The sequence below is a fragment of the Glycomyces halotolerans genome (genome assembly GCF_054779575.1).
This window is the reverse complement of sequence record NZ_BAAGXZ010000007.1, coordinates 166,384-190,514: the sequence shown is the minus strand read 5'-3', so window position 1 is coordinate 190,514 and position 24,131 is coordinate 166,384. Positions and strand designations below refer to the sequence as shown.

Below are 24,131 nucleotides of genomic sequence, written 5' to 3'. Positions count from 1 at the left end.
TCGGGTTCAACGCCACTTACGGCAGCTCGAACACCGCTCCGGACCTGACCTGCACCATCGGCTGACAGGCGAGCGGATATCAGGCGGTCTCGGCCCCAGCGGCCGAGGCCGCCTTCATCTTGCGCGCACCGCCTCAACGCTCCGACCGGCCTCCACGGGGGTTGGAGCTGGGCCCCGCCTGAGTTAGGGGGTGGTGCTCTTCTGGGTCTGGGCGAGTCGGCAGGAGTCGGTGCCGGTCTCGATGATTGGTGCCGTTGAATGTCAACCGGTCGACGATGGCGGCGCAGAGCCGGGGATCGGTGAAGGTTTTGGTCCAGCCGGAGAACGACTCGTTGGAGGCGATGGCGACGCTGTTCTTCTCCTCGCGTTCGGTGAGGACTTGGAACAGCGGTTCAGCGCCGTGCCGGTCGAGCTCCATGTAGCCCAGCTCGTCGATGCAGAGCAGATCAACCCGGCCATAGCGGGCGATGGTGCGTCCCAGCTGCTTGTCGTTGGCGGCCTCGGTCAGTTCGTTGGTGGCCAGGGCCGGGGTCGAACCGGCGACCTTCCGCTTTCGGGGCAGACGCCTATCGGTCTTGCGGACGCAGAGCGGTCACCGCCATGCCGGTGTCCGGATCGTAAGGATCGGTGCGAGCGGTCGTCCATCCGGGATCACGCGTCGGTGCGCGGTCGCTGCCAGGGCCATCGCCCTTCGAGCTCGGCTTCGAGCGAGAAACTCAAGAAGGTGCGTATCGCGACTATGATCGCGAGTACGCCCACGCTGGTGAAAGTGGGGGAAACCGCCACGGTCCGAATGATGTCCCCAGCCACGAGAAACTCCAAACCCAACAGAATCGCCCTGCCGATGCCTCGCCGATAGCGTCGATAACTCGCCTGGAGGTCGCCTCGCCCCGCCACGTCGCGAGCGAAACGAACGGACAAGCCCAGCATTCCGACCACGATGACCGCCACACCGGCGCCCTCGATCGCCTTGCCCGTCGTTTCCACTACAGCCTCGAAGTCCACGCCACCCTCCCCGTCGGTATGGATGTGCGCGGGTTCCCCCGCCGGAGTCCGCTCACACCCAGGCGAGCTCGCTCTCCGAACGGTTCGGCCCGGCGGCGAGGGCGCGAACGAGCTGACACGAACCCATGCCGACGGCGCCGCCGACCGTGAGCGGCTGCCATAGCACTTGCCGCGATTCCGCAGGGCTCCAGCGATGACCAGGCCGATGAACCCGCCCACCGGTAGTCAGTTATCCTACCTACCGTGCCCGACTCCATGAGACAACAATGGCTGCACGGCTTCCTCGACCTATGCCTCCTGTGCCTGCTCCGCGAGCGCCGCGACTACGGTCTCGGCCTCGGGCAGCGGCTCGCGCAGACGGGCTTCGGCGAGATCCCCGGCGGCACCCTCTACCCGTCGCTCCTGCGGCTCGAAAAGCAGGGCCTGGTCCGGACCGATTGGGAGACCTCCACAGTGGGTCCGCGGCGCAAGTACTACGACCTCACCGCCGAAGGCCGCGCCGCGGCCGAGGCGCGCACCGCCGAATGGGGCGCGTTCCGCGACGCCGTCGACCACGTCACCGCACTGGCGCCGCACACTGCCGAGGGAGCCACATGACCGCCACCGAATGGCACAGCGCCTGCTACCGCAGGCTCGTTGAGCTCGGCGTGGATCCCCTCGAGGCACGCCGCCTCGCCGACGACAGCAGCGCCGAGGCTCAGGCCGCCGGCATGCACCCGAGTGCACTCTTCGGACCCGCCGTGACCTACGCGACCAGCCTCGCCAGGGCCGCCCGGCCCCAGGCGGCCCCGCTCGACAGAGTTCGCGGACCGGTGGTGCTGCGCCCCGCCGGCGTTACCAAGCGATACCGGCGGCGCCAGGTACTGCGCGGCGTCGACCTGGAACTCCGCGCCGGCGAGGTCGCGGCCGTGGTGGGCGCCAACGGGTCCGGCAAATCCACACTGCTACAAGTATTGGACGCGTTAACGTTCCAGCCCAAGCCGCAGCTCTGTTGGCGGTCGAGCGAGAGGCGGCGTTTCAGATTTTGGCCTGGCACGTTACTGGTTCGCATCTGCTCCCGTCTTTTGGCACCGAGGACGGCTCGGCAGGCATATAGGGTAGCGGTCCAGCCCGTGCCCCCGACGTGCCCCAAGCAAGGGACAAGAAGGGTCGGCAAGAGGCAGCATCAGAACACAAAAAACCCTGTCAACATTGCATTGACGCAGGTCAACAGGGTTGTTAGCTGGTGGCCAGGGCCGGGGTCGAACCGGCGACCTTCCGCTTTTCAGGCGGACGCTCGTACCAACTGAGCTACCTGGCCATGCGTGAATGCCTTGACTACCTTACAGCACGGCGGGCCCGCACCTCGACACGGTGGCGGACCCTGAGTGATCTGCGTCCATGGGGCGCTTTCCCACCGGTGGTGTCCCGCGTCGGCGGACACGGGTACCGTACAGGGCACGCGACCCCCGAGGAGGATGCTGTGCCCCGACTCGCCGCCGTGCCCCCGATGGGCTGGAACTCATGGGACGTCTTCGGCACCTCGGTCACCGAGGCCGAGACGCGCGCCAACGCCGAGTTCATCGCCGAGCACCTGGCCGACCACGGTTGGGAGTACGTCGTCGTCGACATCCAATGGTACGAGCCGACCGCCCGCGCCGGCGGCTACAACTCCGGCGCCCGGCTCTGCCTCGACCAGTACGGGCTCCCCCAGCCGGCGCCCGGACGCTTCCCCTCCGCGGCCGACGGCGCCGGGTTCAAGCCGCTGGCCGACTACGTCCACTCGCTCGGACTCAAGTTCGGCCTCCACATCCTCCGCGGCGTCCCCCGCCAGGCCGTCGCCGCCGACACCCCGATCAAGGGCAGCGAGTTCTCGGCAGCGCAGATCCCCGACCGCGAGCGCGTCTCGTCCTGGATCGACGACAACTGGGGCATCGACCACTCGCACCCGGGCGGGCAGGCCTACTACGACTCCCTGGTCGCCCAGTTCGCCGACTGGGGCGTCGACTACATCAAGGCCGACGACATGATCGCGCCCTACTACGACGACGAGGTCGAGGCGTTCTGGACCGCCGTCGAGAAGGCCGACCGCGACATCGTGCTGAGCCTCTCGCCGGGCGTGAACCTGTCGGTCGACCACGCCGACCACCTCAAGGCCCACTCGCACCTGTGGCGGATCTCCGCGGACCTGTGGGACCGCTGGCGCGACATCGACGCCCAGTTCGAACTGCTCCGGGACTGGGCCCCGCACGCCGGGCCCGGCCACTGGCCGGACGCCGACATGCTGCCGCTGGGGCGCCTCGGCGTGCGCGCCGAGGTCGGCGAGCCGCGCGAGTCGCTGCTGACCGCCGACGAGCAGCGGACCATGCTCACCCTGTGGTGCATCGCCCGCTCCCCGCTCATGGTCGGCGCCGACCTGCCGAACTCGGGCTCTGAGACCATCGCGCTGCTGACCAACGACGACGTGCTCGCGGCTCAGCGCGGCCAGGCGCCGTCCAAGGAGGTCTGGCGCGACGGCAAGCTGGTGGCGTGGGCCTCGGACGACGGCGAGTTCGCGGCGGTGTTCAACCGCGGCTCCGAACCGGCCGAGCTGGCGCTGCCGTGGAGCGCGCTCGGCCTCGCCCGGCCGTCCACCGTCCGCGACTGCTGGGCCGGAGAGGACCACCGGGGCGGCCCGGAGCTGCGGTCGAAGCTGCCTTCGCACGGCGCGGCGCTCTACCGGCTGTCGTAGGCGGCCGGTTCGCTAGGCGCCGGCCTTCTCCGGCGTCTCGACCCATTGGACGAGCTGGACGACCACGCCGCCGGGGTCGGTGACCTGGAAGTACCGCTCGCCCCACGGCTCGGTCTCGATGGGCGTGGTGATGTCGACGCCTTCTCGCCGGAGTCGTTCGTATTCGCCGTCGATGTCGTCGACGACGAGGACCACTAGGAGGCCGCCGGCGCTGCCGCGGGCGCTCGCGGGTTTGAAGGTCGGCAGGCCCGTCCGCAGGTAGATGATGTTGAACCCGACGTCGGGGCGGGAGAGCGAGACGAATCCGTCGGCGGACATGTCCTCGGTGAAACCGAAGTGGCGTTCGAGGAAACCGGCCGAGGCGACCGGGTCGGGGACGTTCAGGGAAAGAGCGGAAGCGGTGACGTGCATGTGCGACTCCTCTGAATCTTCGTACGGCATATATCGTACGTCGTATAATGTACGGCGTACCATGATCTGCGCTAGAATGCGGGCGTGACCTCCACCGCATCCGACGCCGCGAAGCCGCACCTGCTCGAGCTGCTCTGGAGGCGGGCACCCACGGCCGCCTCGCGCGGCCCGAAGCAGGGCCTCACCATCGACGCCGTAGTCGAGGCGGCGATCGCGCTCGCCGACGACGAGGGACTCGAAGCGGTCACCATGCGCCGCCTCGCTCAGTCGCTCGGCGTCGCCCCGATGACCCTCTACACGTACGTGCCCGGCAAGAGCGAACTGATCGCCTTGATGGTCGACGCCCTCTACGCCCGCATGCCGCGCGCCGAGGCCGCCGGCGACTGGAGGGAGCGCGTGGCCGGCCTCGCCCGCGACAATTACGCGCTCCTGCGCGCACACCCGTGGGCCGCGGCCGCCTCACAGAGCAGGCCGCCGCTGGGCCCCGGGCAGTGCGCCAAGTACGAGCACGAACTGCGGGCCCTCGATGGGATCGGCCTCGACGACGTCGAGATGGACGACGCGCTGGCCTTCGTGCTCGGGTTCGTGCGCGCCGCCGCCGCGGCCGCCGCCCAATCCGACGAGGAGCGCGAGGCGACGGCCATGAGCCACCGCCAGTGGTGGGAGGCCAACCGGGAACTGCTCGAACAGGTCCTCGACGCCGAGCGCTACCCGACGGCGGTCCGGGTCGGGCAGGCCGCCGGGGAGGCGCACGAGGCGGCGTACTCACCCCGGCACGCCTTCGAGTTCGGCCTGGAACGGGTCCTCGACGGGCTGGCCGCCCTCATCGAACGCTGAGCGGACCGGGTCAGGCCCGCAGCGGCGGGCGCAGGCGCCCCGGGCTCCAGGTGCGGCGGGCGGACACCACCGCGGTCGACAGGACCAGCGAGCCGACCAGGCAGCCGGTGAGCACCACGGCCGCGCGCACCAGCGGCACGATCCCGCCGCCGATGGCCGCCTCGAGGCCCTCGACCGCGTAGGTCATCGGCATCCACGGGTGCAGCGCTTGGAAGAACTCCGGCGTCGACTCGACCGGATACAGGCCGCCGGCACTGGTCGACTGCAGTATGAGCAGCAGCGCGACCAGCAGCGTCCCGCCGGCGCCGAACGCGAGCCGGCACAGGTGCGCGATCGCCGAGAACGCCAGCGCGGCCAGCACGCACAGCCCCGCCGCGGCCTGCGGATACGCCGCCTCGAGCCCGAGACCGAAGTCGACGACCGCGTAGAGCGCCAGCGCCGACGCCGTGCCGAGGACGGCGGCGGGCGCCCAGCCGCCCAGGGCGACCTGCGAGGAGCGCAGCGCTCCGGCGAGCGCGCGCGGGTTGGCCGGGCGCAGCAGCAGGTAGGCGGCGAGGCCGAAGATCCAGAGCGAGACGGCGACGGCGATGGGGACCAGGTCCGCGCCGCGCTCGACCGTGCTCCAGGCCGACCACAGGTAGAGCCCGCCGTACAGGCAGGGCAGGAGGACGAGGGCGGGCAGGGCGGCGACGCGGGCGGCCCGGCCGCGGAAGCGGCGCAGTTCGAGCCAGGCGAGGCGCAGCGCGCTCATGGTCGTCCTCCCGTTCTATGGGCGGTTGACTCTCAGGTCGACGACGGCGTCGGCGGGCGGGTCGTGGCGGGTGCACCCGGCCACGACCAGCTGCCCGGCGTCGGCGACGGTGCGCAGGGCTTCGAAGACGCGTTCGCCGCCGGCGCCGTTGAGCCCGGTGTCGGCGTCGTCGACGACGATCGCGGGGGTGCGGGAGGCGGCGGCGCAGGCGACGGCGAAGCGGATCTGCTCGATGCGGGGCAGCCGCCCGTAGCGGTCGCCGTCGTCGACGTCGACGGCGAGGCGGTCGAGCCAGGCGCGGATGTTGTGGCGGGTGGCGACGCGGGCGGAGACGGCGACGGTCTCGTCGATGCAGGCGCCGACGGAGTGGTGGGGGTCGGGGGCGATGGCCGCTCCGGCGGTCGCGACGGTGAAGCGGCGTCGGATCTGCGAGCGCCGGGTGCGGCCGTCGACGGTGAGTTTGCCTCCGCTGGTGGGGAAGCGGCCGGCGAGGGCGAGCAGGAGCGAGGTGCGCCCGTCGCCGCCGTCGCCGGTGACCGCGGCGAGCTGGCCGAGCTCGGCGGCGAAGCTGACGTCGGCGAAGACCGGGGCGGGCCGGGTGCGGGCGGTCAGCCCGTCGGCGGTGAGGAAGGGCGGGACGGGCCGTTCGAAGACGACGGTCCGGTGCAGGTCCCCGGGCGTGGCGGCCTCGCCGGCGGGCGGTGAGTCCACCGACTCCTGCTCCGTGTCCTCCAACTGGTCGCTCATGTGGACCATCCTCACAGCTGGACCGGCGGTAGTTGGCCGGATTCGGCGAGTTTCGTCCCTCCCGGGTGCGGCTCGAGGGTCCCGTGCGGTGACCGGTGGCGCGCCGAGCGGGCCCTTACAGTTGAGGCATGTCAGATGAGCAACCCGTGCAGCCGCCCGTCGCGGCCCGCCGCGACCACCCGCGAACCCACCACGGCGACACCGTGAACGACGCCTACGCCTGGCTCAAGGACCCCGAGGACCCCGACGTCCTGGACTACCTGCGCGCCGAGAACGCCTACACCGAGGCGCGGACGGCGCACCTGGCCGGGCTCCGCAAGGCGATCTTCGGGGAGATCAAGGACCGCACCCAGGAGACCGACCTGTCGGTGCCGGTCCGCAAGGGCCGCTGGTGGTACTACGGGCGCACCGAGGAGGGCAAGCAGTACGGCATCCACTGCCGCCTCGCCGCCGACGGGGACACGCCGCCGAGCGTGGAGCCGGGCGTGCCGGTGCCCGGCGAAGAGGTCCTCATCGACGGCAACGAGCTCGCCGAGGGCCACGACTTCTTCGCCCTCGGCGTCTTCGACGTCTCCCCCGACGGGAACCTGCTGGCCTTCGGCGTCAACTACACCGGCGACGAGCGGTTCACGCTGCGGTTCAAGGACCTGCGGACCGGCGAGGTCGCCGACGACCGGATCGAGGGCGTCTTCTACGGCGGGGCGTGGTCGGCCGACGCGTCGGTGTTCTTCTACACCAAGGTGGACGACGCCTGGCGGCCCTACCAGGTGTGGCGGCACGTCCTCGGCGGCGGCGACGACGCGCTGGTCTACCAGGAGGACGACGAGCGGTTCTGGACCGGCATCGAGCTGACCCGCTCCGAGCGGTACCTCATGATCGGCTCGAGCTCGAAGATCACCAGCGAGGTCCGCTTCCTCGACGCGAGCGACCCCACCGGCGAGTTCACCGTCTTCGGCAACGGGCGCGAGCAGGGCGTGGAGCTGCAGGTCGACCACCAGGGCGACCGGTTCCTGGTTCTGCACAACAAGGACGCCGAGAACTTCACGCTCGGGTGGGCGCCGGTCGACGACACCGCCCGGTTCAACGAGATCATCCCCCACTCCAGCGAGGTGCGCCTGGAGTCGGTCGACGCGTTCGAGCACCACGCGGTGGTCTCGACGCGCCGCGAAGGACTCTCGCAGATCGCGATCCTGGACCGGGCCGGCGAGCTCGCCGAGATCGAGTTCGACGAGCCGCTGTACTCGGTCGGCGTCGGCGACAACCCCGACTACCGTTCGCGCCGCCTGCGCCTGGGCTACACCTCGATGGTGACCCCCGCGTCGGTCTACGACTACGACATCGGCGCCCGCGAGCTGCACCTGCTCAAACGCACCCCGGTGCTCGGCGACTTCGACCCGGCCCAGTACCGGCAGTACCGCGAGTGGGCGACGGCCGCCGACGGCACCGAGGTGCCGATCTCGATCGTCGCCCGCGCCGACGTCGAAGCCGACGGGACCGCGCCGTGCCTGCTGTACGGCTACGGCTCCTACGAGCACTCGATCGACCCGTACTTCTCGATCGCCCGGCTCAGCCTCCTCGACCGGGGCGCGGTCTTCGCGATCGCGCACGTCCGCGGCGGCGGCGAGATGGGCCGCCAGTGGTACGAGCAGGGCAAGCTCCTGCAGAAGCGGAACACCTTCACCGACTTCGTCGACTGCGCGCGGCACATCGTCGAGTCCGGGTGGGCCGCCGAAGACCGGCTCGTGGCGCGCGGCGGCTCGGCCGGCGGCCTGCTCATGGGCGCGGTCGCGAACCTCGCGCCGGAGCGGTTCGCCGGCGTCCTCGCGGACGTGCCGTTCGTCGACGCGCTCAACACGATCCTCGACCCGACGATGCCGCTGACGGTCATCGAATGGGAGGAGTGGGGCAACCCGCTCGAATCGGCCGAGGTCTACGAGTACATGAAGTCGTACTCGCCCTATGAGAACGTCTCAGGCGCGCGCTACCCGTCGATCCTCGCGGTCACCAGCCTCAACGACACCCGTGTCGGCTTCCACGAGCCGGCCAAATGGGTCGCCGCCCTCCGCCACGAGAGCCCGGCCTCGGACGTGCTGCTCAAGACGGAGATGGAGGCCGGCCACGGCGGCCGCTCGGGCCGGTACGACGCCTGGGAGGAAGAGGCGTTCAACCTCGCCTGGGTGCTCGACCGGCTCGGCGCGGCCCAGACGGCCTGATGCGGCGGGGCCCTCGCGGATCAGTCCGGGGGGGCTTCGTCGTCCTCGTCTTCGGGCACCTCGAGGGCCTGATCGACGGCGTCGGCGGGATCGGCCTCCTCGGGCACGGCGCCGTCATCCCCGGCGACGATGGCCTCGGGGTCGTCGACGTCGGCGTCGACTTCGGCCGAGTCGGCCCGGTCGACGTCTGAAGCCTCATCGAACTCGTCGGTCCAATCCTGCTGATAGTTCATGTCTACTACCGTAGGACCCGATGAGTCCGAACGGCGAGCGAACCGCCAGGTAGCCTGGGTGTGGCCTTCACATGCTCGAGGGCGATACTTCATCTTGACGCAACACTCGATGAAGTGTTCAGACAGCGGCGTCTGAGTCCCAGCCCCCGGTCGGGGAGACAGCAACGACTTAACTGACTAAGGAGCAGGCAGCATGCCTATCGCGACACCTGAGGTTTACAACGAGATGCTCGACCGGGCGAAGGACAACTCCTTCGCCTACCCGGCGATCAACGTGACCTCGACCCAGACCCTCAACGCCGCCCTGGCCGCCTTCGCCGAGGCCGAGTCCGACGGCATCGTCCAGGTCTCGACCGGCGGCGCCCAGTACATCTCCGGCCCGACGGTCAAGGACATGGTGACCGGCTCGGTCGCGCTCGCCGCGGCCGCCCACGAGATCGCCAAGAACTACCCGGTCAACATCGCGCTGCACACCGACCACTGCCCCAAGGAGAACCTCGACAAGTTCGTCCGCCCGCTGCTGGCCGTCAGCGAGGAGCGCGTCGCCCGCGGCGAGAACCCGCTGTTCCAGTCGCACATGTGGGACGGCTCGGCCGTGCCGCTGGGCGAGAACCTGGAGATCGCCGCCGAGCTGCTCGAGCGCACCGCCGAGGCCAACATCGTCCTGGAGGTCGAGATCGGCGTCGTCGGCGGTGAAGAGGACGGCGTCTCGGCCGCGATCGACGAGAAGCTCTACACCAGCGTGGCCGACGCCCGCGCCACCGTCGAGGCCCTCGGCGCCGGCGAGAAGGGCCGCTACATGGCGGCGCTGACCTTCGGCAACGTCCACGGCGTCTACAAGCCCGGCAACGTCAAGCTGCGTCCGGAGATCCTCAAGGAGATCCAGGACGAGATCGGCAAGGAGCTCGGCAAGGACAAGCCGTTCGACCTGGTCTTCCACGGCGGGTCCGGTTCGACCGAGCAGGAGATCAGCGACGCGGTGGACTACGGCGTGGTGAAGATGAACATCGACACCGACACCCAGTACGCCTTCACCCGCCCGATCGTCGACCACATGTTCCGCAACTACGACGGCGTGCTCAAGGTCGAGGGCGAGGTCGGCAACAAGAAGGCCTACGACCCCCGCGCCTACGGCAAGCTGGCCGAGGCCGGCATGGCCAAGCGCATCGTCGAGGCCTGCGAGCGCCTCCGCAGCGCCGGCCAGAAGATCAAATAGGCTCAGCAGCATCGAGTTGCAAGGTCCCGGGCCGCAGGCGGCCCGGGACCTTCGTGCTTTGACGGGCAGATCGACACACCGGGGCACTCCGATGCGGACGTTCCGGGCTTCAGTTCCACAACATGCTTGCGTGATCGAGAATTACGCTCATTCAACGGACATCGTCACAGACCTGCCGAACGAGGCCCGCGAGTACTGGGAACGGCGCGCGGCGGTCGCTGGCGTGTCGCTCGAGGAAGACCTGCTGCAGAAGCTCGTTCGCGAAGCTCGGCTCCCGTCGACCAAAGAGGTGTTCGACCGGATCGACCGAGAGGCGACCGGGCATCTGTCGAGCGCTGACGCGGTCGCCATCCTGCGAGAGGAGAGGGATCCTCGATGATCGTCGTCGATTCCTCGGTTCTCGCTCCAGCTCTCATCGACTCCGACCCTGACGGAACCGGACCTGCCCGGCCACTCTGCGGCCGGGCTCCCGAGACCACCTTTGTGACGGCCCGTGTTACTGATACCGGATGACATACAAGGTGAGAACTCCTCTGTGGTTCACGGCGCTGCTCGTCTTCGGCATGCTGGGCTTCTCGGTGATCAGCCTGGCCCTCTTTCGCGCCACAGGCGACGGGTTCTCGGATCTCTTTGCAATCGGAGGCGTGCTCGGAGCGACCGTCGCCGTACTGTTGAGGAACATGGCGATCCTCGAAATCGAGCCGGACCGGATCGTCAGCCGACTGCAGAGCCGGACCGTGATAACCGAGCTGCACGCCGGTGACCGACTTTCGCTCGAAGACGGTCGTCTGCACGTGGTAAGAGCCGACGGGGACCGGGAGCCGGTTCAGGTCAACACGATCCTGGTCCGAGTCTCGGACTGGGTCGGGCTGCAAGCCGCCATTGAGCACCGATGGCCCGCGCAGCCGCAGCCGTGAGCACCGCGGAGGCCGGCGGCTTCGCCCGCCGGTGCCTGCGCGACCGCTCAGGCCTCCCAAGGGTTGGCCAGGGCAACGCCCGAGTCCTCGAAATCCTTGATGTCGCGGGTCGCCACTATCGCACCCCGCGTTCGGCAGATCACCGCGAACATGGCGTCACAGACCTTGCCCGGATGCCCAGCACGCCCCCGCGCGGCAACGATCATTCCGGGGTGTGCCCGCCCTTCCACGGATTGAGGAGCGGCACACCGGTGCCCTCGAAATCCTTCGTGTGCCTCGTGGCAAGCGCAGTGCCCCGCGATGCGCAGATGGCAGCGATCATCGCGTCGGTAGGACTGATCGGACGGCCTACTTGGCTCCGCATTTTTCTGATTTGCCCGTAGTGGGCGGCTGCCCGGGCATCGAATGGAAGGATCCGGTCTCGGAAGGCCTCGGTCTCGAGTCGATCCACGGCGACCTCGAGAACCGAGCGCTTTCTGCCTTTGGGGAGCTTCTCCACACCCCACTTGAGTTCTGCGATGCACACGGCAGTGGTCAGGCCATCGAAGGTGTATCTGTTGGCCCATACGAGAACACCGAAATCGCCGTTCTCCCGGATCAGTTCGGAAATGACATTGGTGTCGAAGACGACCATCACGACAGATCGAGCTCACGATCGGGCTCGCTGCGATCCGGAAGTTCCAGGTCCACTCCACCGATCTCCGCGACATACGAGTGTATGAGGTTGCCGAGTTCCATCGGCCGACGGTTGAAATCGCCGTCAGCAGCCCGGGTCAGGATCTCCCTGACCTCGGACTCCATCGATTGGCCGTGATGGGCGGCACGGACCCGGATGGACTCGTAGACGGCGGGATCGATCCCGCGGATCGACATTGCTCTGGCCTCGGGATGAGCATCGGTCATGGTATTCACCCCCTGACGGTAGCGATGCTAGCAGCCCGAACCGGTCATGAACAGGCCAAAACCATGCATTCATCTATGCGAAGGAGGGGCGGTGGGCCATGGCCCACCGCCCCCGCGTGTCGTTCGGTTACCTCGTGAGCCAGGCGGTGGCGCCTCCGGGGAGGCGGCCATCCCGCAGTTCGCTGCTGGCCAGGAGGACCTCGCCGTCGAAGCCGTCCAGGGCGACCGGCTCGTCGCCGAAGTTCGTGACGCACACCAGCGCGCCGTTGTCGAAGGCCACGGCGCCGTCGCCCGGGTCGTCCAGCCACGTCAGGCCGGTCGCCTTGTGGCGCTTGCGGAGCGCGATCGCGGTCCGGTAGAACTCGAGGACGGAGCCCGCGACGCCGTCCTGGGCCTCGGCCGACTTCTCGGCCCAGCCGGCCGGCTGCGGCAGCCACCCGGGGGCGTCGCCGAAGCCGAGCGAGGGCCCCGAGCGCTTCCACGGCAGGGGGACGCGGCAGCCGTCGCGGCCGATCTGCTCGCCGCCGGTGCGGTGGAACGTCGGGTCCTCCCTGACCTCGTCGGGCAGGTCGAGGACCTCGTTGAGACCGAGCTCCTCGCCTTGGTAGACGTACACGACTCCCGGCAGCGCCAGCAGCAGCTGCGTGGCGGCCTTGGCGCGCGCCAGGCCGGTCTCGCCGTCGCCGTAGCGGGTCACGTGCCGCTGCACGTCGTGGTTCGACAGCACCCAGGTGCACGGCGCGCCCACGCCGGCGTTGTTGGCGATCTCGGCGTCGATGGCCTTGCGGAAGTCGGCGGCCTGGAACGGCGCCAGCACCAGGTCGAAGTTGAACGCCTGGTGGAGTTCGTCGCTGCGCAGGTACAGGGCCCGGCGCTCGGCCGAGTCGGTCCAGGCCTCGGCCACGAAGATCCGGTCGCCCTCGTACTGCTCGATGATCGGCCGCCAGGCGCGGTAGATGTCGTGGACGCCGTCCTGGTCGAAGAACGGCGCCTGCGTGGTGCCGATCATCTCGATCGAGCCGTCGCCGCCGGTGTCGGGCAGTCCGGGGGCCTTGACCATGCCGTGGGCGACGTCGATGCGGAAGCCGTCGACGCCGCGGTCGAGCCAGAACCGCAGGACCGACTCGAACTCGGCGTGGACTTCGGGGTTGTCCCAGTTCAGGTCCGGCTGCGAGGAGTCGAACAGGTGCAGGTACCACTGCTTGCCGTCGGGGGTCTTGGTCCAGGCGGGGCCGCCGAAGATCGACTGCCAGTTGTTCGGCGGCACGTCCGGCTTGTCGGGGTCGACGTCGCGGAAGTGGTAGCGGGCGCGTTCGTCGCTGCCGGGTCCGGCCTCCAGCGCGGCGGTGAACCATGCGTGCTCGCTGGAGGTGTGGTTGGGGACCAGGTCGACGATGATGCGGATGCCGGCGCCGTGGGCGGCCTCCATCATGGCGTCGAAGTCGTCGAGGGTGCCGAAGCGCGGGTCGACCGCCCGGTAGTCGGACACGTCGTATCCGGCGTCCTTCTGCGGCGAGGCGTAGAACGGCGAGAGCCAGATGGCGTCCACGCCGAGCCGGGCGAGGTAGGGGATGCGTGAGCGCACGCCCGCCAGGTCGCCCATGCCGTCGCCGTTCGCGTCGGCGAATGAGCGCGGGTACACCTGGTAGATGACCGCCTCGCGCCACCAGTTGTCGCTCATGAGTGTCCTCTCTGATCGGGTGCCGCACCGGTGGAGCCGCGTACGACGAGTTCGGGCCGGAACAGGTATTCCGACGACGGTGTGGGCTGCCCGGCGATCTCGTCGAGCAGGGCTCGGGCGGCGGCGGTGGCGATGTCGCGCACCGGCTGCCGCACGGTCGTGAGCGGGGGGTTGGTGTGGGCGATGAGCGGGGAGTCGTCGTAGCCGACCACTGAAAAGTCTTGCGGGACGGTCAGGCCGCGTTCTTCGGCGGCGCGGATGGCGCCGAGGGCCATCATGTCGGAGCCGCAGACGACGGCGGTGGCGCCGCGGTCGATGAGGCGGCTGGCGGCGGCGTGTCCGCCCTGCTCGCTGAAGAGGGTCAGCTCGATCAGCTCGGTGCCGAGCGGCTGCATCGCGGCGCGGTAGCCGCGGATCTTGCGCTGGACCGGCCAGTAGCGGTCGGGGCCCGAGACCAGGCCGATGCGGCGGTGGCCGAGGCCGGCGAGGTGGTCGACGGCGATGCGGGCGGCGGTGGCGTCGTCGCAGGAGAAGGAGGCGGCCTCGACGCCTTCGGGGTGGCCGGTCACGAACGCCACCGGCAGGCGCTTGTCCTTGAGTTCCTGGTAGCGGTCGGTGCTGGCGGTCGTGTCGGCGTGGAGGCCGGAGACGAAGATGATGCCGGCCACGCTCCGTTCGCGGAGCATGTCGACGAATTCGTCCTCGCTGACGCCGCCGGGCGTCTGGGTGCACAGCACCGGCGTGTACCCGGATCCGGCCAGGACGTTGGAGATCGTCTGGGCGTACAGGGGGAAGATCGGGTTCGCGAGCTCGGGAACGACGAGGCCGATCAGGCCGATGGCGTGCTTGCGAAGGGCCTGTGGCCGTTCGTAGCCCAGGACGTCGAGTGCAGTGAGGACGGATTGCCGGGTTTGAGCGCCGACACCGGGCTTGTCGTTGAGGACCCGTGACACCGTCGCCTCACTGACCCCGGCCTGTCGGGCGATGTCAGAGAGTCGAAGCCGCATGATGACAGAGTAGCCTATCTGAAAGTTGGCAACATTTTGATTGCAAGGGTTTCCGGTTTATGAAACATCTTGCTAATCTACGGAGGGTCAGGGCGTAAGCCCATGACCTTCATCACCGGCCCGGTCGGACCTCTCAGTCATCGGGCCGCCCTCAATGAGGAGAGGTACTACATCATGCGTAGAAGGACCATCGGCACCGCCGCCGTCTCTGCCGCCGCACTCGGAGCGGCCGCCGCCTGCGGGTCCGACAGCGGCGAAGACACCGGCCAGGAGCAGGAATTCTCCGGCGAACTGGTCATCTGGGCCGATGAGACCCGCACCCCGGTGCTCAAGGAGTTCGTCGCGGACTTCGAGGCCCAGGTCGGCGTCAAGGTCACCGTCGAAGAACACGTGGAGACCCTCCGCGAGGACTTCATCGCCGCCGCCGAACAGGGCCAGGGCCCCGACATCGTCGTGGGCGCCCACGACTGGTCCGGCCAGCTCGCCGCCGACGGCGTCATCAGCCCCATCACCCTGACCGCCGACCAGCAGAGCGCCCTCAACGAGGCCTCCGTCAAGGCCTTCACCGTCGAGGGCAACCTCTACGCCGTCCCCTACGCCATCGAGAACATCGGCCTGATCCGCAACACCGCCCTCGCCGCCGAAGCGCCCACCACCTTCGAAGAGCTCATCGCCGCCGGCGAGGCCGCCGGCACCGACAACGCGCTGCTCCTGCCGGTCGGACCCGACGGCGACGCCTACCACGGCTACCCGATCTTCTCGTCCATGGGCGGCTACCTGTTCGGCGACGACGGCTCCGGCAGCCTCGACCCCAGCGACGTCGGCGTCGACTCGCCCGGCGGCATCGCCGCCTTCGAGAAGTTCGCCGAACTCGGCCAGGCCGGAGTCCTCTCGACCTCCATCGACGGCTCCAACGCCATCCCCTTCTTCACCGAAGGCCAGGCCCCGTTCCTCATCTCCGGCCCCTGGGCGCTCACCGACGCCCAGAACGCCGGCATCGAATACGAGGTCACCGCCATCCCCGGCTTCGAAGGCCAGAACCCCGCCGCCCCCTTCATGGGCGTCCAGGGCTTCTACGTCTCCTCCTCGGCCCAGAACGCCCTGTTCGCCCAGGAGTTCGTCACCAACTACGTGCTCACCGAGGACCTCCAGCTCAAACTCGCCGAAGCCGGCGGACGCCTGCCCGCCCTCACCGCCGCCGCCGAGGCCTACTCCGAAGGCAACGCCGACGTCCAAGGCTTCGCCGCGGCCGGCGAACACGCCGTCCCCATGCCGAACATCCCCGCGATGAACGCCGTCTGGGAGCCCTTCGGCCGCGCCGAAGCCGACACCATCGACGGCACCACCGACGGCGAGGACGCCGCCACCACCGCCGCCCAGAGCATCCGCGACGCCATCGCGGGCTCCTAGCCGCCGACGAGCAAAGGAAGCTTCACAGTGCTCGACCAACGTTCCCAGGCGGCCGGATCCGGCACCGCCGCGGGCCAGATCGCCAAGATCGCCGTGCTCGCGCTGGTGGCGGCCCTGGCCGCCTGGGCGGCGTTGCCCCTCGTCCGCGCCCAGGCCTGGTGGGCCCTGGTCATCGAGGCGGCCGTCGTCGCGACCCTCTTCTACGTCTACCTGCAGCGCCGCACCATCCCCCCCAAATACCTCGTACCCGGGACGCTGCTGCTCATCGCCTTCCAGATCATCCCGGTCATCATGACCATCGGCACCTCCTTCTCCAACTACGGCGACGGCCACCGAGTCGGCAAGGAACAGGCCGTCGAGGCGATCGTCGCCGCCGGAGTCCAGCAGACCCCCGGCGGCACCACCTACCTCCTCGCCGCCGGCGAATCCGCCTCCGGCGAACTCACTCTCCTGCTCACCGACACCTCCGACGGCTCCACCTGGGCCGGCACCGAAGAGGGCCTCTCAGCGCTCCCCGAGGCCGAGACCGACCAGTCCGGCCGCGTCACCGCCGCCGAGGGCTACACCGTCTGGGACCTCGCCGAGCTGAACGAACGCCAGGACGAGCTGACGGCGCTGGCCGTGCCCACCGGCGAGACCACCGGCATCAAGGTGCAGGGCCTGTCGGCGTTCGAAGGCGCCTCCACCCGCTCCTACGACGAGGCCTGCGACTGCATCACCGACAGCGCCACCGGCACCGTCTGGCACGCCGACGACGAGACCGGCACCTTCCTCACCGAGGACGGCCGGGCCGCCCTGGTCGGCTGGCGGGTCAACATCGGCTTCGAGAACTACACGCAGGTGCTGACCGACCCCGACATCCGCGGCCCGTTCCTCGGCGTCTTCGCCTGGAACCTCGCCTTCGCGGCAGGGAGCGTGCTGCTGACCTTCGCGGTCGGCCTGGGCACCGCGATGGCCCTCAACCGGCCGGGCATGCGCGGCACCAAGGCATACCGGGCGGTCATGATCCTGCCGTACGCGATGCCGTCGTTCGCGATGATCCTGGTGTGGGCCCAGATGTTCAACCGGGACTTCGGACTGGTCAACGAGCTGCTGGGCCTCGACGTGAACTGGTACGGCCAGGCGTGGGCCTCCCGGGCCATGGCACTGTTGGCCAACACGTGGCTCGGCTTCCCCTACATGTTCCTCATCAGCCTCGGCGCGCTCCAGGCGCTGCCGGCCGACTCGCTGGAGGCGGCCAAGATCGACGGCGCCGGCGGCGTCACCGCCTTCCGCAAGATCACCCTGCCGCTGCTGCTGGTGGCGCTCACGCCGCTGCTGATCTCCAGCTTCGCGTTCAACTTCAACAACTTCAACGCCATCGAACTGCTCACCGGCGGCGGGCCCTTCCGCGCCGGCGAGGAGGCCGGCGGCACCGACCTGCTGATCACCTACGCCTTCCGGCAGGCCTTCGGGTCGGCCAGCTCCGACTACGGCTTCGCCAGCGCGATCAGCGTGTTCATCTTCATCATCGTCGCCACCATCTCGGCGGTCATGTTCCGCACCACCCGCAAGCAGGAGGACGTGTACTCATGACCCGCACTCCCGTACCCCCGGCTCCGCGCGAGGCGACCGCGGTGACCGTCCGGCCGCCGGCCCGGGCCAGGAGACCGCGATGGTCCACATGGGCCGCCGACACCGGCTGGCGGCACCTGGTGGCCGTGCTGGTCCTGGTGTTCGCGCTCATTCCGATCGTGTACGTGGTCTCGGCGGCGTTCAATCCGAACGGGACGCTGTCGGCGACGAACCTGCTGCCGGATTCGTTCAGCCTGAACAACTTCCGGCGGCTGTTCACCGAGGACAACATTCCCTTCGCCGCCTGGTTCGCCAACTCGCTGCTCATCGCCGTCCCGGCGGCGTTCATCTCGATCTTCATCTCGTCGCTGGCCGCGTACGCCTTCAGCAGGTTCCGCTTCAAAGGGCGCCGCCCGATGCTGCTGTTCCTGCTGCTGATCCAGATGTTCCCGGCGTTCCTGGCCGTGGTCGCGCTGTACCTGATCTTCGGCGGCATCGGCGAGTACTACCCGGTGGCCGGGCTGAACACGAAGCTCGGGCTCATGCTCGTCTACATGGGCGGGGCGCTCGGGGTCTCGACGTGGCTGATGAAGGGCTTCTTCGACACCATCCCCAAGGAGCTCGACGAGGCGGCCACGATCGACGGCGCCAGCCACGCGCAGATCTTCTTCGGGATGATCCTGCCGCTGGCGGCGCCGATCATCGCGATCTCGGGGATCCTGGCGTTCGTGGGCACCATCAACGACTTCATCCTCGCCAGCCTGTTCCTGACCGATCGCGAGGAGATGACGCTCGCGGTCGGGCTGAAGACCCTCGTCGCCGAGAACGCGCCGGCCAGCTACTTCGGCGTCTTCGCGGCGGGCGCGCTGCTGACCTCGGTGGTGACCGTGACGGTGTTCATGAGCCTGCAGCGCTACATCGTCTCGGGGCTCACCGGCGGGGCCGTGAAGGGATGACCGATCACTGCTCGACACCGCGCCGTCCCGCTTCGGCGGGACGGCCGCGCGGGAGGGTCGGCCGTAGCCTCCCAGCGGCGCCGGCCTTCCCGCGGCGTCTCAGCTCCAGTGCGGGGGGCGCTCGTCGAGCAGTTCGCGGTCGCGGGCCGACAGGGCCCGGCCCGATCGCGGCCGCGGCGGCACCGCCTCGCCCCAGCCGTGGTCGGCCTCGTCCGAGGTCTGGTCGGGGAGCACGGCGAAGCCCTCGTCGTTCAGCTCGACGGATCGGTCGTCATCGGAGACTGCCATGGGTTGCACTTTACGCCAGGCGGGTGAACGGTCCGCAACCCGAAAGCCTCCGGGGGCGCCCGAGATCTCGGACACCCCCGGAGGCGAGTGGCGTTATTCGGCGACGCCGACCAGTTCGTAGCCGGCCTCGTCGACCGCGTCGCGGACCGCATCGGTCGCCAGCGCGTCGGCCGAGGTCACGGTGACCTTGCCGGTCTCGACGGCGACGTCGACGTTCTCGACGCCGGGCAGGCCCGAGACCTCTTCGGTCACGGCGCTCGCGCAGTGGCCGCAGGTCATGCCTTTGACGAGGTAAGTGGTCTGCATGGTCGCTCCTTTTCTCGGCATTGCTCGCTCGGGCGGTCGGCCCTCGCGTGTCAGCTCCTGAGCAGTCTGGCGACGGCGTCAGTGGCTTCCTTGACTTTCGCTTCGGCCTCTGCGGCGTCGCCTTTGACCTGGGCTTCGGCGACGCAGTGCGCGATGTGGCCTTCGAGGAGGTTGACCGCCACGGCTTGGAGGCCCTTGGTGGAGGCCGAGATCTGGGTGAGGATGTCGATGCAGTACTCGTCCTCGTCGACCATCCGCTGCAGCCCTCGGATCTGGCCCTCGATGCGACGCAGGCGGCGCCCGAGCGCCTCCTTGTCGCCGTGGTACCAGTACTGGTGGCCGTGCTCCATCTTCTGGCCCGTCTCCTCGCTCGCCATGGTGTTCGTACCTCCTCAGCCGAGTCTATACCCCTGAGGGGTATCTCGGCAACCGTTCGTCATTCCCGTGCAGCGGCCCGTAGTATTCCGTGCCATTCCCAGAGAAATTCTCCACCCGCCCTTGTCAAGCGGGCGCGGTGGCTCTAACGTGAAGCCGTCGCATGGGAAACTCGGCCGCACCCCGCTGCCGCCAGGCGACACCGCCGAATCGCGAAGCACCCCAACCAAGGTGAGGCTTGCGAGCCGAGGACGGGCTGCGCGCGAACCGGGGAACCAGGGCGATCGACGCCGCGAAAGCGACCGATTCGATCGGGGTGAATCCCGCCTCAGGGCGGGTAGGGCGAACCTTCTTCCCGCCCGAATCCGACAGCTAACCCGGTAGGCGGCAGAAGGAAGGAGCGCATCACTGGTGCGTACCCGGCGTCCGATAGCCGTGCTCATGGCCGCGGTGCTGCTGCCCGTGTCGGCCCTCGTGCTGACCGCGGGCCAGGCCACAGCCGAGCCCTCCCCCGAGGAGGTCGAGGCCGACATCGACGAGCGCCACGCCGAACTCGAACTCGTCATCGAGGACTACAACGCCAAGAACGAGGAACTCGAGGACGCCGAGAAGCTCATCGCCGAGATCGAGGCCGAGCTGCCCGAACTCGAAGCGGCCGTCGCCGAGAGCGCCGAGCGGATCGCCGACATCGTCGCCGTCGCCCACACCGGCGGCGAGTTCGCGATGGTGAACTCCGTCCTCAGCGGCGACCCCCGGGACTTCGCCGACCGCCTCACCTACCTGGAGTCGCTCACCCAGGCCGAGAACGCCCAGCTCCAGGCGCACCTGGAGCGCGGCGAAGAGCTGGAGACCCGCAGGACCGAGCTGGAGACGCTCAGGGCCGACGCCGACGAGATCCTCGGCGAGATCGAGGAGCAGAAGGACCAGATCGAGGCCGAGATCGACGAACTCGAGGTGCTGCTCGACCAGGTCACACCCGACCCGCCGCCGGCGAACAACCCCGACTACAGCGGCGACTCCACCGTGGTCCAGTTCGCCTACGACCAGCTGGGCGACCCGTACGTGTACGGCTCCGACGGGCCCGACAGCTGGGACTGCTCGGGCCTGGTGCAGGGCGCATGGGGCGCGGCGGGCTACTCGCTGTCGCACAACGTCGAGATGCAGTGGAACGAGACCGCGCGCGTCTCCCGCAGCGAGCTGCGGCCCGGCGACATCGTCTTCTACTCCGGCCTGGGGCACAACGCCATCTACATCGGCGACGAGCAGATCATCCACGCCCCGCGCACCGGCTCGAACGTCAAGATCGCAAGCATGTACATCATGGACATAGGCGGTTACGGCCGGCCTTGACCGGCCCCGCCGCACAGACTCCCCGGCGTCGGCGCGACCACTCCGTTGCCGACCTGCTGACCCGCATCGCGAGGCGCCGCCGCCGGGGGCCACCTCATCGTAGAGGCCACCGAGCGTCGGCCTAGGCCTGGTGGGCCCGGAACTCGCGGTCGTAGCGCTTGCGGCGGCCGGTGCCGCCGGCCTGCCAGGGCCGGGGCCCGGACAGGGGCCGGTAGTTGATCCCCATCGCGTCGAGCCGCTCCAGGTGGCCCGCGAGCCGCTCGCGCACCGGCGCGGCCGCCCGCGCCTCGGCCGGAGCCCACAGGACGTCGGCCAGGACCGACAGGCGCGGGAACGCCGCGTACTCCACGTCGCGGCCCCGCGGCAGGTACTCCGACCACAGCTGGCACTGGGCGCCCAGGACCGAGGAGGCCTCGACGTCGTCGGGCACCGGGTCCCAGGAGGCGACCTTGTCGATCGTGGTGTGCCCGTGGATGCGCAGCGGCTCGTCGCCGCCGTCGCCCTCGTAGTGGTCGAAGTAGACGTACGGTTCGGGGGAGACGATGACCTCGTGCCCGGCGTCGGCGGCCTTCTTGACGTAGGCCTCGTTGCGCCACACCGCGATCACCGCTTCGGCGGGCGCGCCGCCTCCTTCGAGGATCTCGTCCCAGCCGATGACCCTGCGGCCCAGCGAGGTGAGATGCTCGGTGAAGGCCCGGGTGAACCAGGCCTGGACGCCGCGGACGTCGCCGATGCCCTCGCGCTCCATCAGCTCCTTGGCGGTCCGCGACCGCTCCCACTGCGCGGTGGGGACCTCGTCGCCGCCGATGTGGATGAACGGGGAGTCGAACACCGCCGCGACCGTGTCGAAGACCTCGCGGGCGAACGCCAGGGCCTCCTCGGTCGGCTCGAGGACCTCCTCGAAGACCCCGAAGGTGGTCGCCACCGGTTCGGGCGCGCCGGCGCCGAGCTCGGGGTAGGCGGCCAGCACGGCGCGGGTGTGGCCGGGGAGGTTGATCTCCGGGACCACCAGGATGCGCCGCTCGTTCGCGTAGGCGACGATCTCGCGCAGGTCGTCGAGGGTGTAGTGGCCCCCGTGCGGCGTGCCGTCGAACTCCTGGACGTCCAGGGCGTGGCCCACGACCGTCTCGCCGCGCCAGGAGGCCACCTCGGTGAGCCTGGGACGCGAGGGGATCTCGATGCGCCAGCCCTGGTCGTCGGTCAGGTGCAGGTGGACGACGTTGAGCCGGTGCAGCCAGGCCCGGTCGATCATGCGCAGCACGAAGTCCTTGGGCTGGAAGTGCCGGGCCACGTCGAGCATGACCCCCCGCCAGCGCAGCCGCGGCTCGTCCTCGATCACCACGTTCGGGACCTTCGCCTCGGCGCTGGGCGCCGACCGCAGCGAGGCGGCCGGCAGCAGCTGGCGCAGCGTCGCGATGCCGCGCGAGATCCCGGCCGGGTGGGCGGCGGACAGGTCGACGCCGCCGGGGCCGGCCTCGAGCCGGTAGGCCTCGGCCTCGGTCGTCAGATCCTGGGGCCGGGAGCCTTCGAGCCGCAGGCGCACCGCCGGGCCGTCGAAGGCCTCGGCGACCGGCAGCCGCAGGCCGGTGCCGCGTGCCAGGAGGTCGGACAGGAGCCAGGCCAGGCCGGTGGTCTCGGGGTCGGGGGCGACGATGGCGCCGAGGGAGGCGAGGTCGAGCTCGCCGCCGGTGGCGGTGAGGTGGCGCGGCTGCGGGATCAGCGATATGCGGCGCGGCATGGGGGGCTCCTGTGTTGTCGGCGGCGGGGGAAGGCCCTTAATAGTTCAGTTTATTTATAATATAGGCAACCGCCGCGCACGGCCAGCCTTCGCGTCAGCGGAAAGCGACCCGCCCGCCACACCCCGCCGCCCGACAAGCGCTAACGGACGACCGGCAGCTGCTGCGTCGCATCGAGATCGGAAGGCTCACGCTGCCGGTTGATCCGCGCCGGCGCCGGATCCGACGAGGACACCGCCTCCGCCGACTCCGCGTCCCCCGAGACCAGACCCAACTGACGCTTCAGATCATTGAGATTCGACCCCGCGCTGTCACGCTGACGCACAAGCGTCTCGACCTCCTCGGCCAAAGGCTCCACCATCTCGGCGGCCCGCTCCTCGGCCGAGCGCCGGATGCGCTGCGCCTCCCGCTCCGACTCACCACGCAGCGACCTGACCTGATCGGCCGCGCGCTGCAACAGCTCGACCGCCTGCCGATCGGCCTCCTCGCGCCGCTCGATCGCCCGATTGTCCGCACCGCGGGCACGCTCCTCGGCCAGCGACAGCCGCTCCTCGGCCTCGGCCACGATCCGCTGAGCCGTGGCGACCGCCTGCCGGTGCCGCTCGGCCTCCTCCTTCTGCGCGCGCTCGCGCCGGTCGGCCTCCGCCAACGTCAGCTCCTGCGTGCGGCGCTTGCGATAGTCGGCCGCCTCGGTCACCAGCCGCTGCGCCGCGCCGCGCTGCTCATCGGCCTCCCGCACGGCGATCGCCTTCACCTCGGTCACCTCCCGCTCGGCGGTCGCGTGCAGCAGCGCGATCTCGCGCTGGCAGGCCGACCGGGCCTTCTCGGCGTCGGCGCGGGCCTGGCTCTGCGTCGTCTGGGTCTCGCGGCGCGCGTCGGCCACGGCCAGGTCGTGGCTGCGGCGGGCGTTCTCCCGCAGCTCGCCGGTCTCCGCGACCGCCCGAGCGCGGATCTCGGCGACCTCCTGCTCACTGGTGGCGGTGATCTCGGCCGCCTCGGAGCGGGCGGTCCGCACCACTTCCTCGGCTTCGGCGCGCGCCTCGTTCAACATGGCCGCCTGCCGGCGACCGGCGTCCTGGCGCTGGACGGCGGCGTCGTGCTCGGCGACGCGCAGGATCTTCTCGACACGGGAGCCGAGCCCGGCCAAAGTCGGCTGCTCGGCCTCGGCGATCTGGTCGGCGCGGTCGGCCGCGCGCCGCTCGAGGACCGCGATGCGCTCCTCGGCCGTGCGCAGTCGACTCTGAGCGGTTTCCAGGGCCCGCCGCGCCTCGGCGGACCGCTCCTCGCTGGACTTGATGTTGCTCTGCAGCCGGGCGGCGAACTCGTCGACCTGATGGCGGTCGTAGCCGCGCATACTGACGGCGAATTCGGGCCCGGACTCCTCGAAGAATTTCGACATGCTCTTCCAGAGTTGACGTGATCACGGGAAACGGTTGATGAGTCATCATCACGCCGAACCGGGTCGAAATCGGCGATGGACACGCCCGGCGGGGCGTGTCCTTGCCGCCGGTGACCCTCCGGGCCC

At 69.7% G+C, this 24,131-nt stretch carries 25 protein-coding genes, 1 tRNA gene, 2 pseudogenes and 1 riboswitch; of the genes and pseudogenes, 12 read left to right on the top strand and 16 right to left on the bottom strand.

Translation table 11 applies throughout. From position 1 onward, the window contains the following. Positions 1–183: 183 nt before the first annotated feature. Together ACYVL2_RS08945 and ACYVL2_RS08940 are read right to left on the bottom strand one after the other, a co-directional pair. A pseudogene (locus ACYVL2_RS08945) lies at positions 184–514 on the bottom strand (ATP-binding protein); the annotation flags it as partial. A gap of 137 nt (positions 515–651) precedes the next feature. Continuing rightward, positions 652–1,005: a DUF1622 domain-containing protein gene (locus ACYVL2_RS08940; RefSeq protein WP_460542348.1), complete on the bottom strand. Its 354-nt coding sequence runs from the start codon at positions 1,003–1,005 to the stop codon at positions 652–654. 255 nt (positions 1,006–1,260) lie between these two features. On the opposite strand from ACYVL2_RS08940, the gene ACYVL2_RS08935 reads away from it, so the two are divergent. Beyond that, the gene (locus ACYVL2_RS08935) at positions 1,261–1,602 is read left to right on the top strand and encodes a PadR family transcriptional regulator (protein WP_460542346.1); all 342 of its coding nucleotides are present in this window, start codon (positions 1,261–1,263) and stop codon (positions 1,600–1,602) included. Further along, a pseudogene (locus tag ACYVL2_RS08930) lies at positions 1,530–1,961 on the top strand (ATP-binding cassette domain-containing protein); the annotation flags it as partial. The gene ACYVL2_RS08935 and the pseudogene ACYVL2_RS08930, both read left to right, overlap by 73 nt. Before the next feature lie 267 nt (positions 1,962–2,228). Here ACYVL2_RS08930 and ACYVL2_RS08925 read toward each other — a convergent pair. Further along, positions 2,229–2,305: transfer RNA gene (locus ACYVL2_RS08925), tRNA-Phe, on the bottom strand. Between the two features lie 162 nt (positions 2,306–2,467). On the opposite strand from ACYVL2_RS08925, the gene ACYVL2_RS08920 reads away from it, so the two are divergent. Continuing rightward, the gene (locus ACYVL2_RS08920; RefSeq protein WP_460542344.1) at positions 2,468–3,715 is read left to right on the top strand and encodes a glycoside hydrolase family 27 protein; all 1,248 of its coding nucleotides are present in this window, start codon (positions 2,468–2,470) and stop codon (positions 3,713–3,715) included. 12 nt (positions 3,716–3,727) lie between these two features. On the opposite strand, the gene ACYVL2_RS08915 is transcribed toward ACYVL2_RS08920, so the two are convergent. Beyond that, on the bottom strand, positions 3,728–4,126 hold the full coding sequence (locus ACYVL2_RS08915; RefSeq protein WP_460542342.1) for a VOC family protein: 399 nt from the start codon (positions 4,124–4,126) through the stop codon (positions 3,728–3,730). 84 nt (positions 4,127–4,210) lie between these two features. On the opposite strand from ACYVL2_RS08915, the gene ACYVL2_RS08910 reads away from it, so the two are divergent. Next, on the top strand, positions 4,211–4,963 hold the full coding sequence (locus tag ACYVL2_RS08910) for a TetR/AcrR family transcriptional regulator (protein WP_460542340.1): 753 nt from the start codon (positions 4,211–4,213) through the stop codon (positions 4,961–4,963). Between the two features lie 10 nt (positions 4,964–4,973). Here ACYVL2_RS08910 and ACYVL2_RS08905 read toward each other — a convergent pair whose 3' ends face one another. Next, complete coding sequence (locus tag ACYVL2_RS08905; RefSeq protein WP_460542338.1) at positions 4,974–5,714, bottom strand: YhgE/Pip family protein; 741 nt, start codon at positions 5,712–5,714, stop codon at positions 4,974–4,976. Between the two features lie 15 nt (positions 5,715–5,729). Then, positions 5,730–6,461 (bottom strand): ATP-binding cassette domain-containing protein, encoded by a 732-nt coding sequence (locus ACYVL2_RS08900; protein WP_460542336.1) that lies wholly within the window; start codon positions 6,459–6,461, stop codon positions 5,730–5,732. A gap of 128 nt (positions 6,462–6,589) precedes the next feature. On the opposite strand from ACYVL2_RS08900, the gene ACYVL2_RS08895 reads away from it, so the two are divergent. Then, the gene (locus ACYVL2_RS08895) at positions 6,590–8,674 is read left to right on the top strand and encodes a S9 family peptidase (RefSeq protein WP_460542334.1); all 2,085 of its coding nucleotides are present in this window, start codon (positions 6,590–6,592) and stop codon (positions 8,672–8,674) included. Positions 8,675–8,694: 20 nt separating this feature from the next. Here the strand turns inward: ACYVL2_RS08895 and ACYVL2_RS08890 are convergent, their stop codons facing one another. Continuing rightward, positions 8,695–8,907, bottom strand: a complete 213-nt coding sequence (locus tag ACYVL2_RS08890; RefSeq protein ID WP_460542332.1) for a hypothetical protein — start codon at positions 8,905–8,907, stop codon at positions 8,695–8,697. A gap of 193 nt (positions 8,908–9,100) precedes the next feature. Here ACYVL2_RS08890 and fbaA point away from each other — a divergent pair, with 193 nt between their 5' ends. The 3 genes from fbaA (at position 9,101) to ACYVL2_RS08875 (ending at position 11,040) form a co-directional block, all read left to right on the top strand. Next, positions 9,101–10,123 (top strand): class II fructose-bisphosphate aldolase, encoded by a 1,023-nt coding sequence (gene fbaA / locus ACYVL2_RS08885; protein ID WP_460542330.1) that lies wholly within the window; start codon positions 9,101–9,103, stop codon positions 10,121–10,123. Positions 10,124–10,253: 130 nt separating this feature from the next. Beyond that, the gene (locus tag ACYVL2_RS08880) at positions 10,254–10,502 is read left to right on the top strand and encodes a FitA-like ribbon-helix-helix domain-containing protein (protein WP_460542328.1); all 249 of its coding nucleotides are present in this window, start codon (positions 10,254–10,256) and stop codon (positions 10,500–10,502) included. A 130-nt stretch (positions 10,503–10,632) separates the two neighbouring features. Then, entirely contained in the window at positions 10,633–11,040 is a 408-nt protein-coding gene (locus tag ACYVL2_RS08875) for a hypothetical protein (protein WP_460542326.1), read from the top strand. 202 nt (positions 11,041–11,242) lie between these two features. On the opposite strand, the gene ACYVL2_RS08870 is transcribed toward ACYVL2_RS08875, so the two are convergent. The 4 genes from ACYVL2_RS08870 to ACYVL2_RS08855 form a co-directional block, all read right to left on the bottom strand. Beyond that, complete coding sequence (locus ACYVL2_RS08870; RefSeq protein WP_460542324.1) at positions 11,243–11,674, bottom strand: type II toxin-antitoxin system VapC family toxin; 432 nt, start codon at positions 11,672–11,674, stop codon at positions 11,243–11,245. Continuing rightward, the gene (locus ACYVL2_RS08865) at positions 11,674–11,943 is read right to left on the bottom strand and encodes a FitA-like ribbon-helix-helix domain-containing protein (RefSeq protein WP_460542358.1); all 270 of its coding nucleotides are present in this window, start codon (positions 11,941–11,943) and stop codon (positions 11,674–11,676) included. The genes ACYVL2_RS08870 and ACYVL2_RS08865 overlap by 1 nt, the downstream gene beginning before the upstream one ends. Positions 11,944–12,070: 127 nt before the next feature. Next, entirely contained in the window at positions 12,071–13,624 is a 1,554-nt protein-coding gene (locus tag ACYVL2_RS08860; protein WP_460542322.1) for a glycoside hydrolase family 13 protein, read from the bottom strand. Beyond that, entirely contained in the window at positions 13,621–14,649 is a 1,029-nt protein-coding gene (locus ACYVL2_RS08855) for a LacI family DNA-binding transcriptional regulator (protein WP_460542356.1), read from the bottom strand. The genes ACYVL2_RS08860 and ACYVL2_RS08855 overlap by 4 nt, the downstream gene beginning before the upstream one ends. A 156-nt stretch (positions 14,650–14,805) precedes the next feature. Here ACYVL2_RS08855 and ACYVL2_RS08850 point away from each other — a divergent pair, with 156 nt between their 5' ends. Genes ACYVL2_RS08850 through ACYVL2_RS08840 form a run of 3 tightly spaced genes read left to right on the top strand, consistent with a single transcriptional unit; the run spans position 14,806 to position 18,551 of the window. Further along, entirely contained in the window at positions 14,806–16,041 is a 1,236-nt protein-coding gene (locus ACYVL2_RS08850; protein ID WP_460542320.1) for a sugar ABC transporter substrate-binding protein, read from the top strand. A gap of 27 nt (positions 16,042–16,068) precedes the next feature. After that, on the top strand, positions 16,069–17,616 hold the full coding sequence (locus ACYVL2_RS08845; RefSeq protein WP_460542318.1) for an ABC transporter permease subunit: 1,548 nt from the start codon (positions 16,069–16,071) through the stop codon (positions 17,614–17,616). Next, positions 17,613–18,551 carry a sugar ABC transporter permease gene (locus ACYVL2_RS08840; RefSeq protein ID WP_460542316.1) on the top strand — a complete coding sequence of 313 codons (939 nt, stop codon included), beginning with the start codon at positions 17,613–17,615 and terminating at the stop codon, positions 18,549–18,551. The genes ACYVL2_RS08845 and ACYVL2_RS08840 overlap by 4 nt, the downstream gene beginning before the upstream one ends. Before the next feature lie 99 nt (positions 18,552–18,650). Here the strand turns inward: ACYVL2_RS08840 and ACYVL2_RS08835 are convergent, their stop codons facing one another. From ACYVL2_RS08835 to ACYVL2_RS08825, 3 genes are all read right to left on the bottom strand, one after another. Next, positions 18,651–18,839, bottom strand: a complete 189-nt coding sequence (locus ACYVL2_RS08835) for a hypothetical protein (RefSeq protein WP_460542314.1) — start codon at positions 18,837–18,839, stop codon at positions 18,651–18,653. Positions 18,840–18,932: 93 nt separating this feature from the next. Next, positions 18,933–19,145, bottom strand: coding sequence for a heavy-metal-associated domain-containing protein (locus tag ACYVL2_RS08830; protein ID WP_460542312.1), 213 nt, complete (start codon positions 19,143–19,145; stop codon positions 18,933–18,935). A gap of 50 nt (positions 19,146–19,195) precedes the next feature. Continuing rightward, positions 19,196–19,522, bottom strand: coding sequence for a metal-sensitive transcriptional regulator (locus tag ACYVL2_RS08825; protein ID WP_460542310.1), 327 nt, complete (start codon positions 19,520–19,522; stop codon positions 19,196–19,198). Positions 19,523–19,753: 231 nt separating this feature from the next. Continuing rightward, a riboswitch (cyclic di-AMP (ydaO/yuaA leader) is annotated at positions 19,754–19,922 on the top strand. A 9-nt stretch (positions 19,923–19,931) separates the two neighbouring features. Between ACYVL2_RS08825 and ACYVL2_RS08820 the strand changes: the two genes are divergently transcribed. Next, positions 19,932–20,870: a C40 family peptidase gene (locus ACYVL2_RS08820; protein WP_460542308.1), complete on the top strand. Its 939-nt coding sequence runs from the start codon at positions 19,932–19,934 to the stop codon at positions 20,868–20,870. A 121-nt stretch (positions 20,871–20,991) separates the two neighbouring features. On the opposite strand, the gene ACYVL2_RS08815 is transcribed toward ACYVL2_RS08820, so the two are convergent. Beyond that, a complete protein-coding gene (locus tag ACYVL2_RS08815; RefSeq protein ID WP_460542306.1) occupies positions 20,992–22,608 on the bottom strand; it encodes a beta-N-acetylhexosaminidase in 1,617 nt (538 codons plus the stop codon). A gap of 140 nt (positions 22,609–22,748) precedes the next feature. Beyond that, the gene (locus tag ACYVL2_RS08810) at positions 22,749–24,005 is read right to left on the bottom strand and encodes a coiled-coil domain-containing protein (protein WP_460542304.1); all 1,257 of its coding nucleotides are present in this window, start codon (positions 24,003–24,005) and stop codon (positions 22,749–22,751) included. Positions 24,006–24,131 lie beyond the last annotated feature (126 nt).

Coding starts and splice junctions, on each gene's coding strand:
- ACYVL2_RS08935 (WP_460542346.1), top strand. CDS start 1,261: ATGAGACAACAATGGCTGCACGGCTTCCTCGACCTATGCCTCCTGTGC.
- ACYVL2_RS08915 (WP_460542342.1), bottom strand. CDS start 4,126: ATGCACGTCACCGCTTCCGCTCTTTCCCTGAACGTCCCCGACCCGGTC.
- ACYVL2_RS08905 (WP_460542338.1), bottom strand. CDS start 5,714: ATGAGCGCGCTGCGCCTCGCCTGGCTCGAACTGCGCCGCTTCCGCGGC.
- ACYVL2_RS08900 (WP_460542336.1), bottom strand. CDS start 6,461: ATGAGCGACCAGTTGGAGGACACGGAGCAGGAGTCGGTGGACTCACCG.
- ACYVL2_RS08895 (WP_460542334.1), top strand. CDS start 6,590: ATGTCAGATGAGCAACCCGTGCAGCCGCCCGTCGCGGCCCGCCGCGAC.
- ACYVL2_RS08890 (WP_460542332.1), bottom strand. CDS start 8,907: ATGAACTATCAGCAGGATTGGACCGACGAGTTCGATGAGGCTTCAGAC.
- fbaA (WP_460542330.1), top strand. CDS start 9,101: ATGCCTATCGCGACACCTGAGGTTTACAACGAGATGCTCGACCGGGCG.
- ACYVL2_RS08875 (WP_460542326.1), top strand. CDS start 10,633: ATGACATACAAGGTGAGAACTCCTCTGTGGTTCACGGCGCTGCTCGTC.
- ACYVL2_RS08870 (WP_460542324.1), bottom strand. CDS start 11,674: ATGGTCGTCTTCGACACCAATGTCATTTCCGAACTGATCCGGGAGAAC.
- ACYVL2_RS08865 (WP_460542358.1), bottom strand. CDS start 11,943: ATGACCGATGCTCATCCCGAGGCCAGAGCAATGTCGATCCGCGGGATC.
- ACYVL2_RS08860 (WP_460542322.1), bottom strand. CDS start 13,624: ATGAGCGACAACTGGTGGCGCGAGGCGGTCATCTACCAGGTGTACCCG.
- ACYVL2_RS08850 (WP_460542320.1), top strand. CDS start 14,806: ATGCGTAGAAGGACCATCGGCACCGCCGCCGTCTCTGCCGCCGCACTC.
- ACYVL2_RS08840 (WP_460542316.1), top strand. CDS start 17,613: ATGACCCGCACTCCCGTACCCCCGGCTCCGCGCGAGGCGACCGCGGTG.
- ACYVL2_RS08835 (WP_460542314.1), bottom strand. CDS start 18,839: ATGGCAGTCTCCGATGACGACCGATCCGTCGAGCTGAACGACGAGGGC.
- ACYVL2_RS08830 (WP_460542312.1), bottom strand. CDS start 19,145: ATGCAGACCACTTACCTCGTCAAAGGCATGACCTGCGGCCACTGCGCG.
- ACYVL2_RS08825 (WP_460542310.1), bottom strand. CDS start 19,522: ATGGCGAGCGAGGAGACGGGCCAGAAGATGGAGCACGGCCACCAGTAC.
- ACYVL2_RS08815 (WP_460542306.1), bottom strand. CDS start 22,608: ATGCCGCGCCGCATATCGCTGATCCCGCAGCCGCGCCACCTCACCGCC.
- ACYVL2_RS08810 (WP_460542304.1), bottom strand. CDS start 24,005: ATGTCGAAATTCTTCGAGGAGTCCGGGCCCGAATTCGCCGTCAGTATG.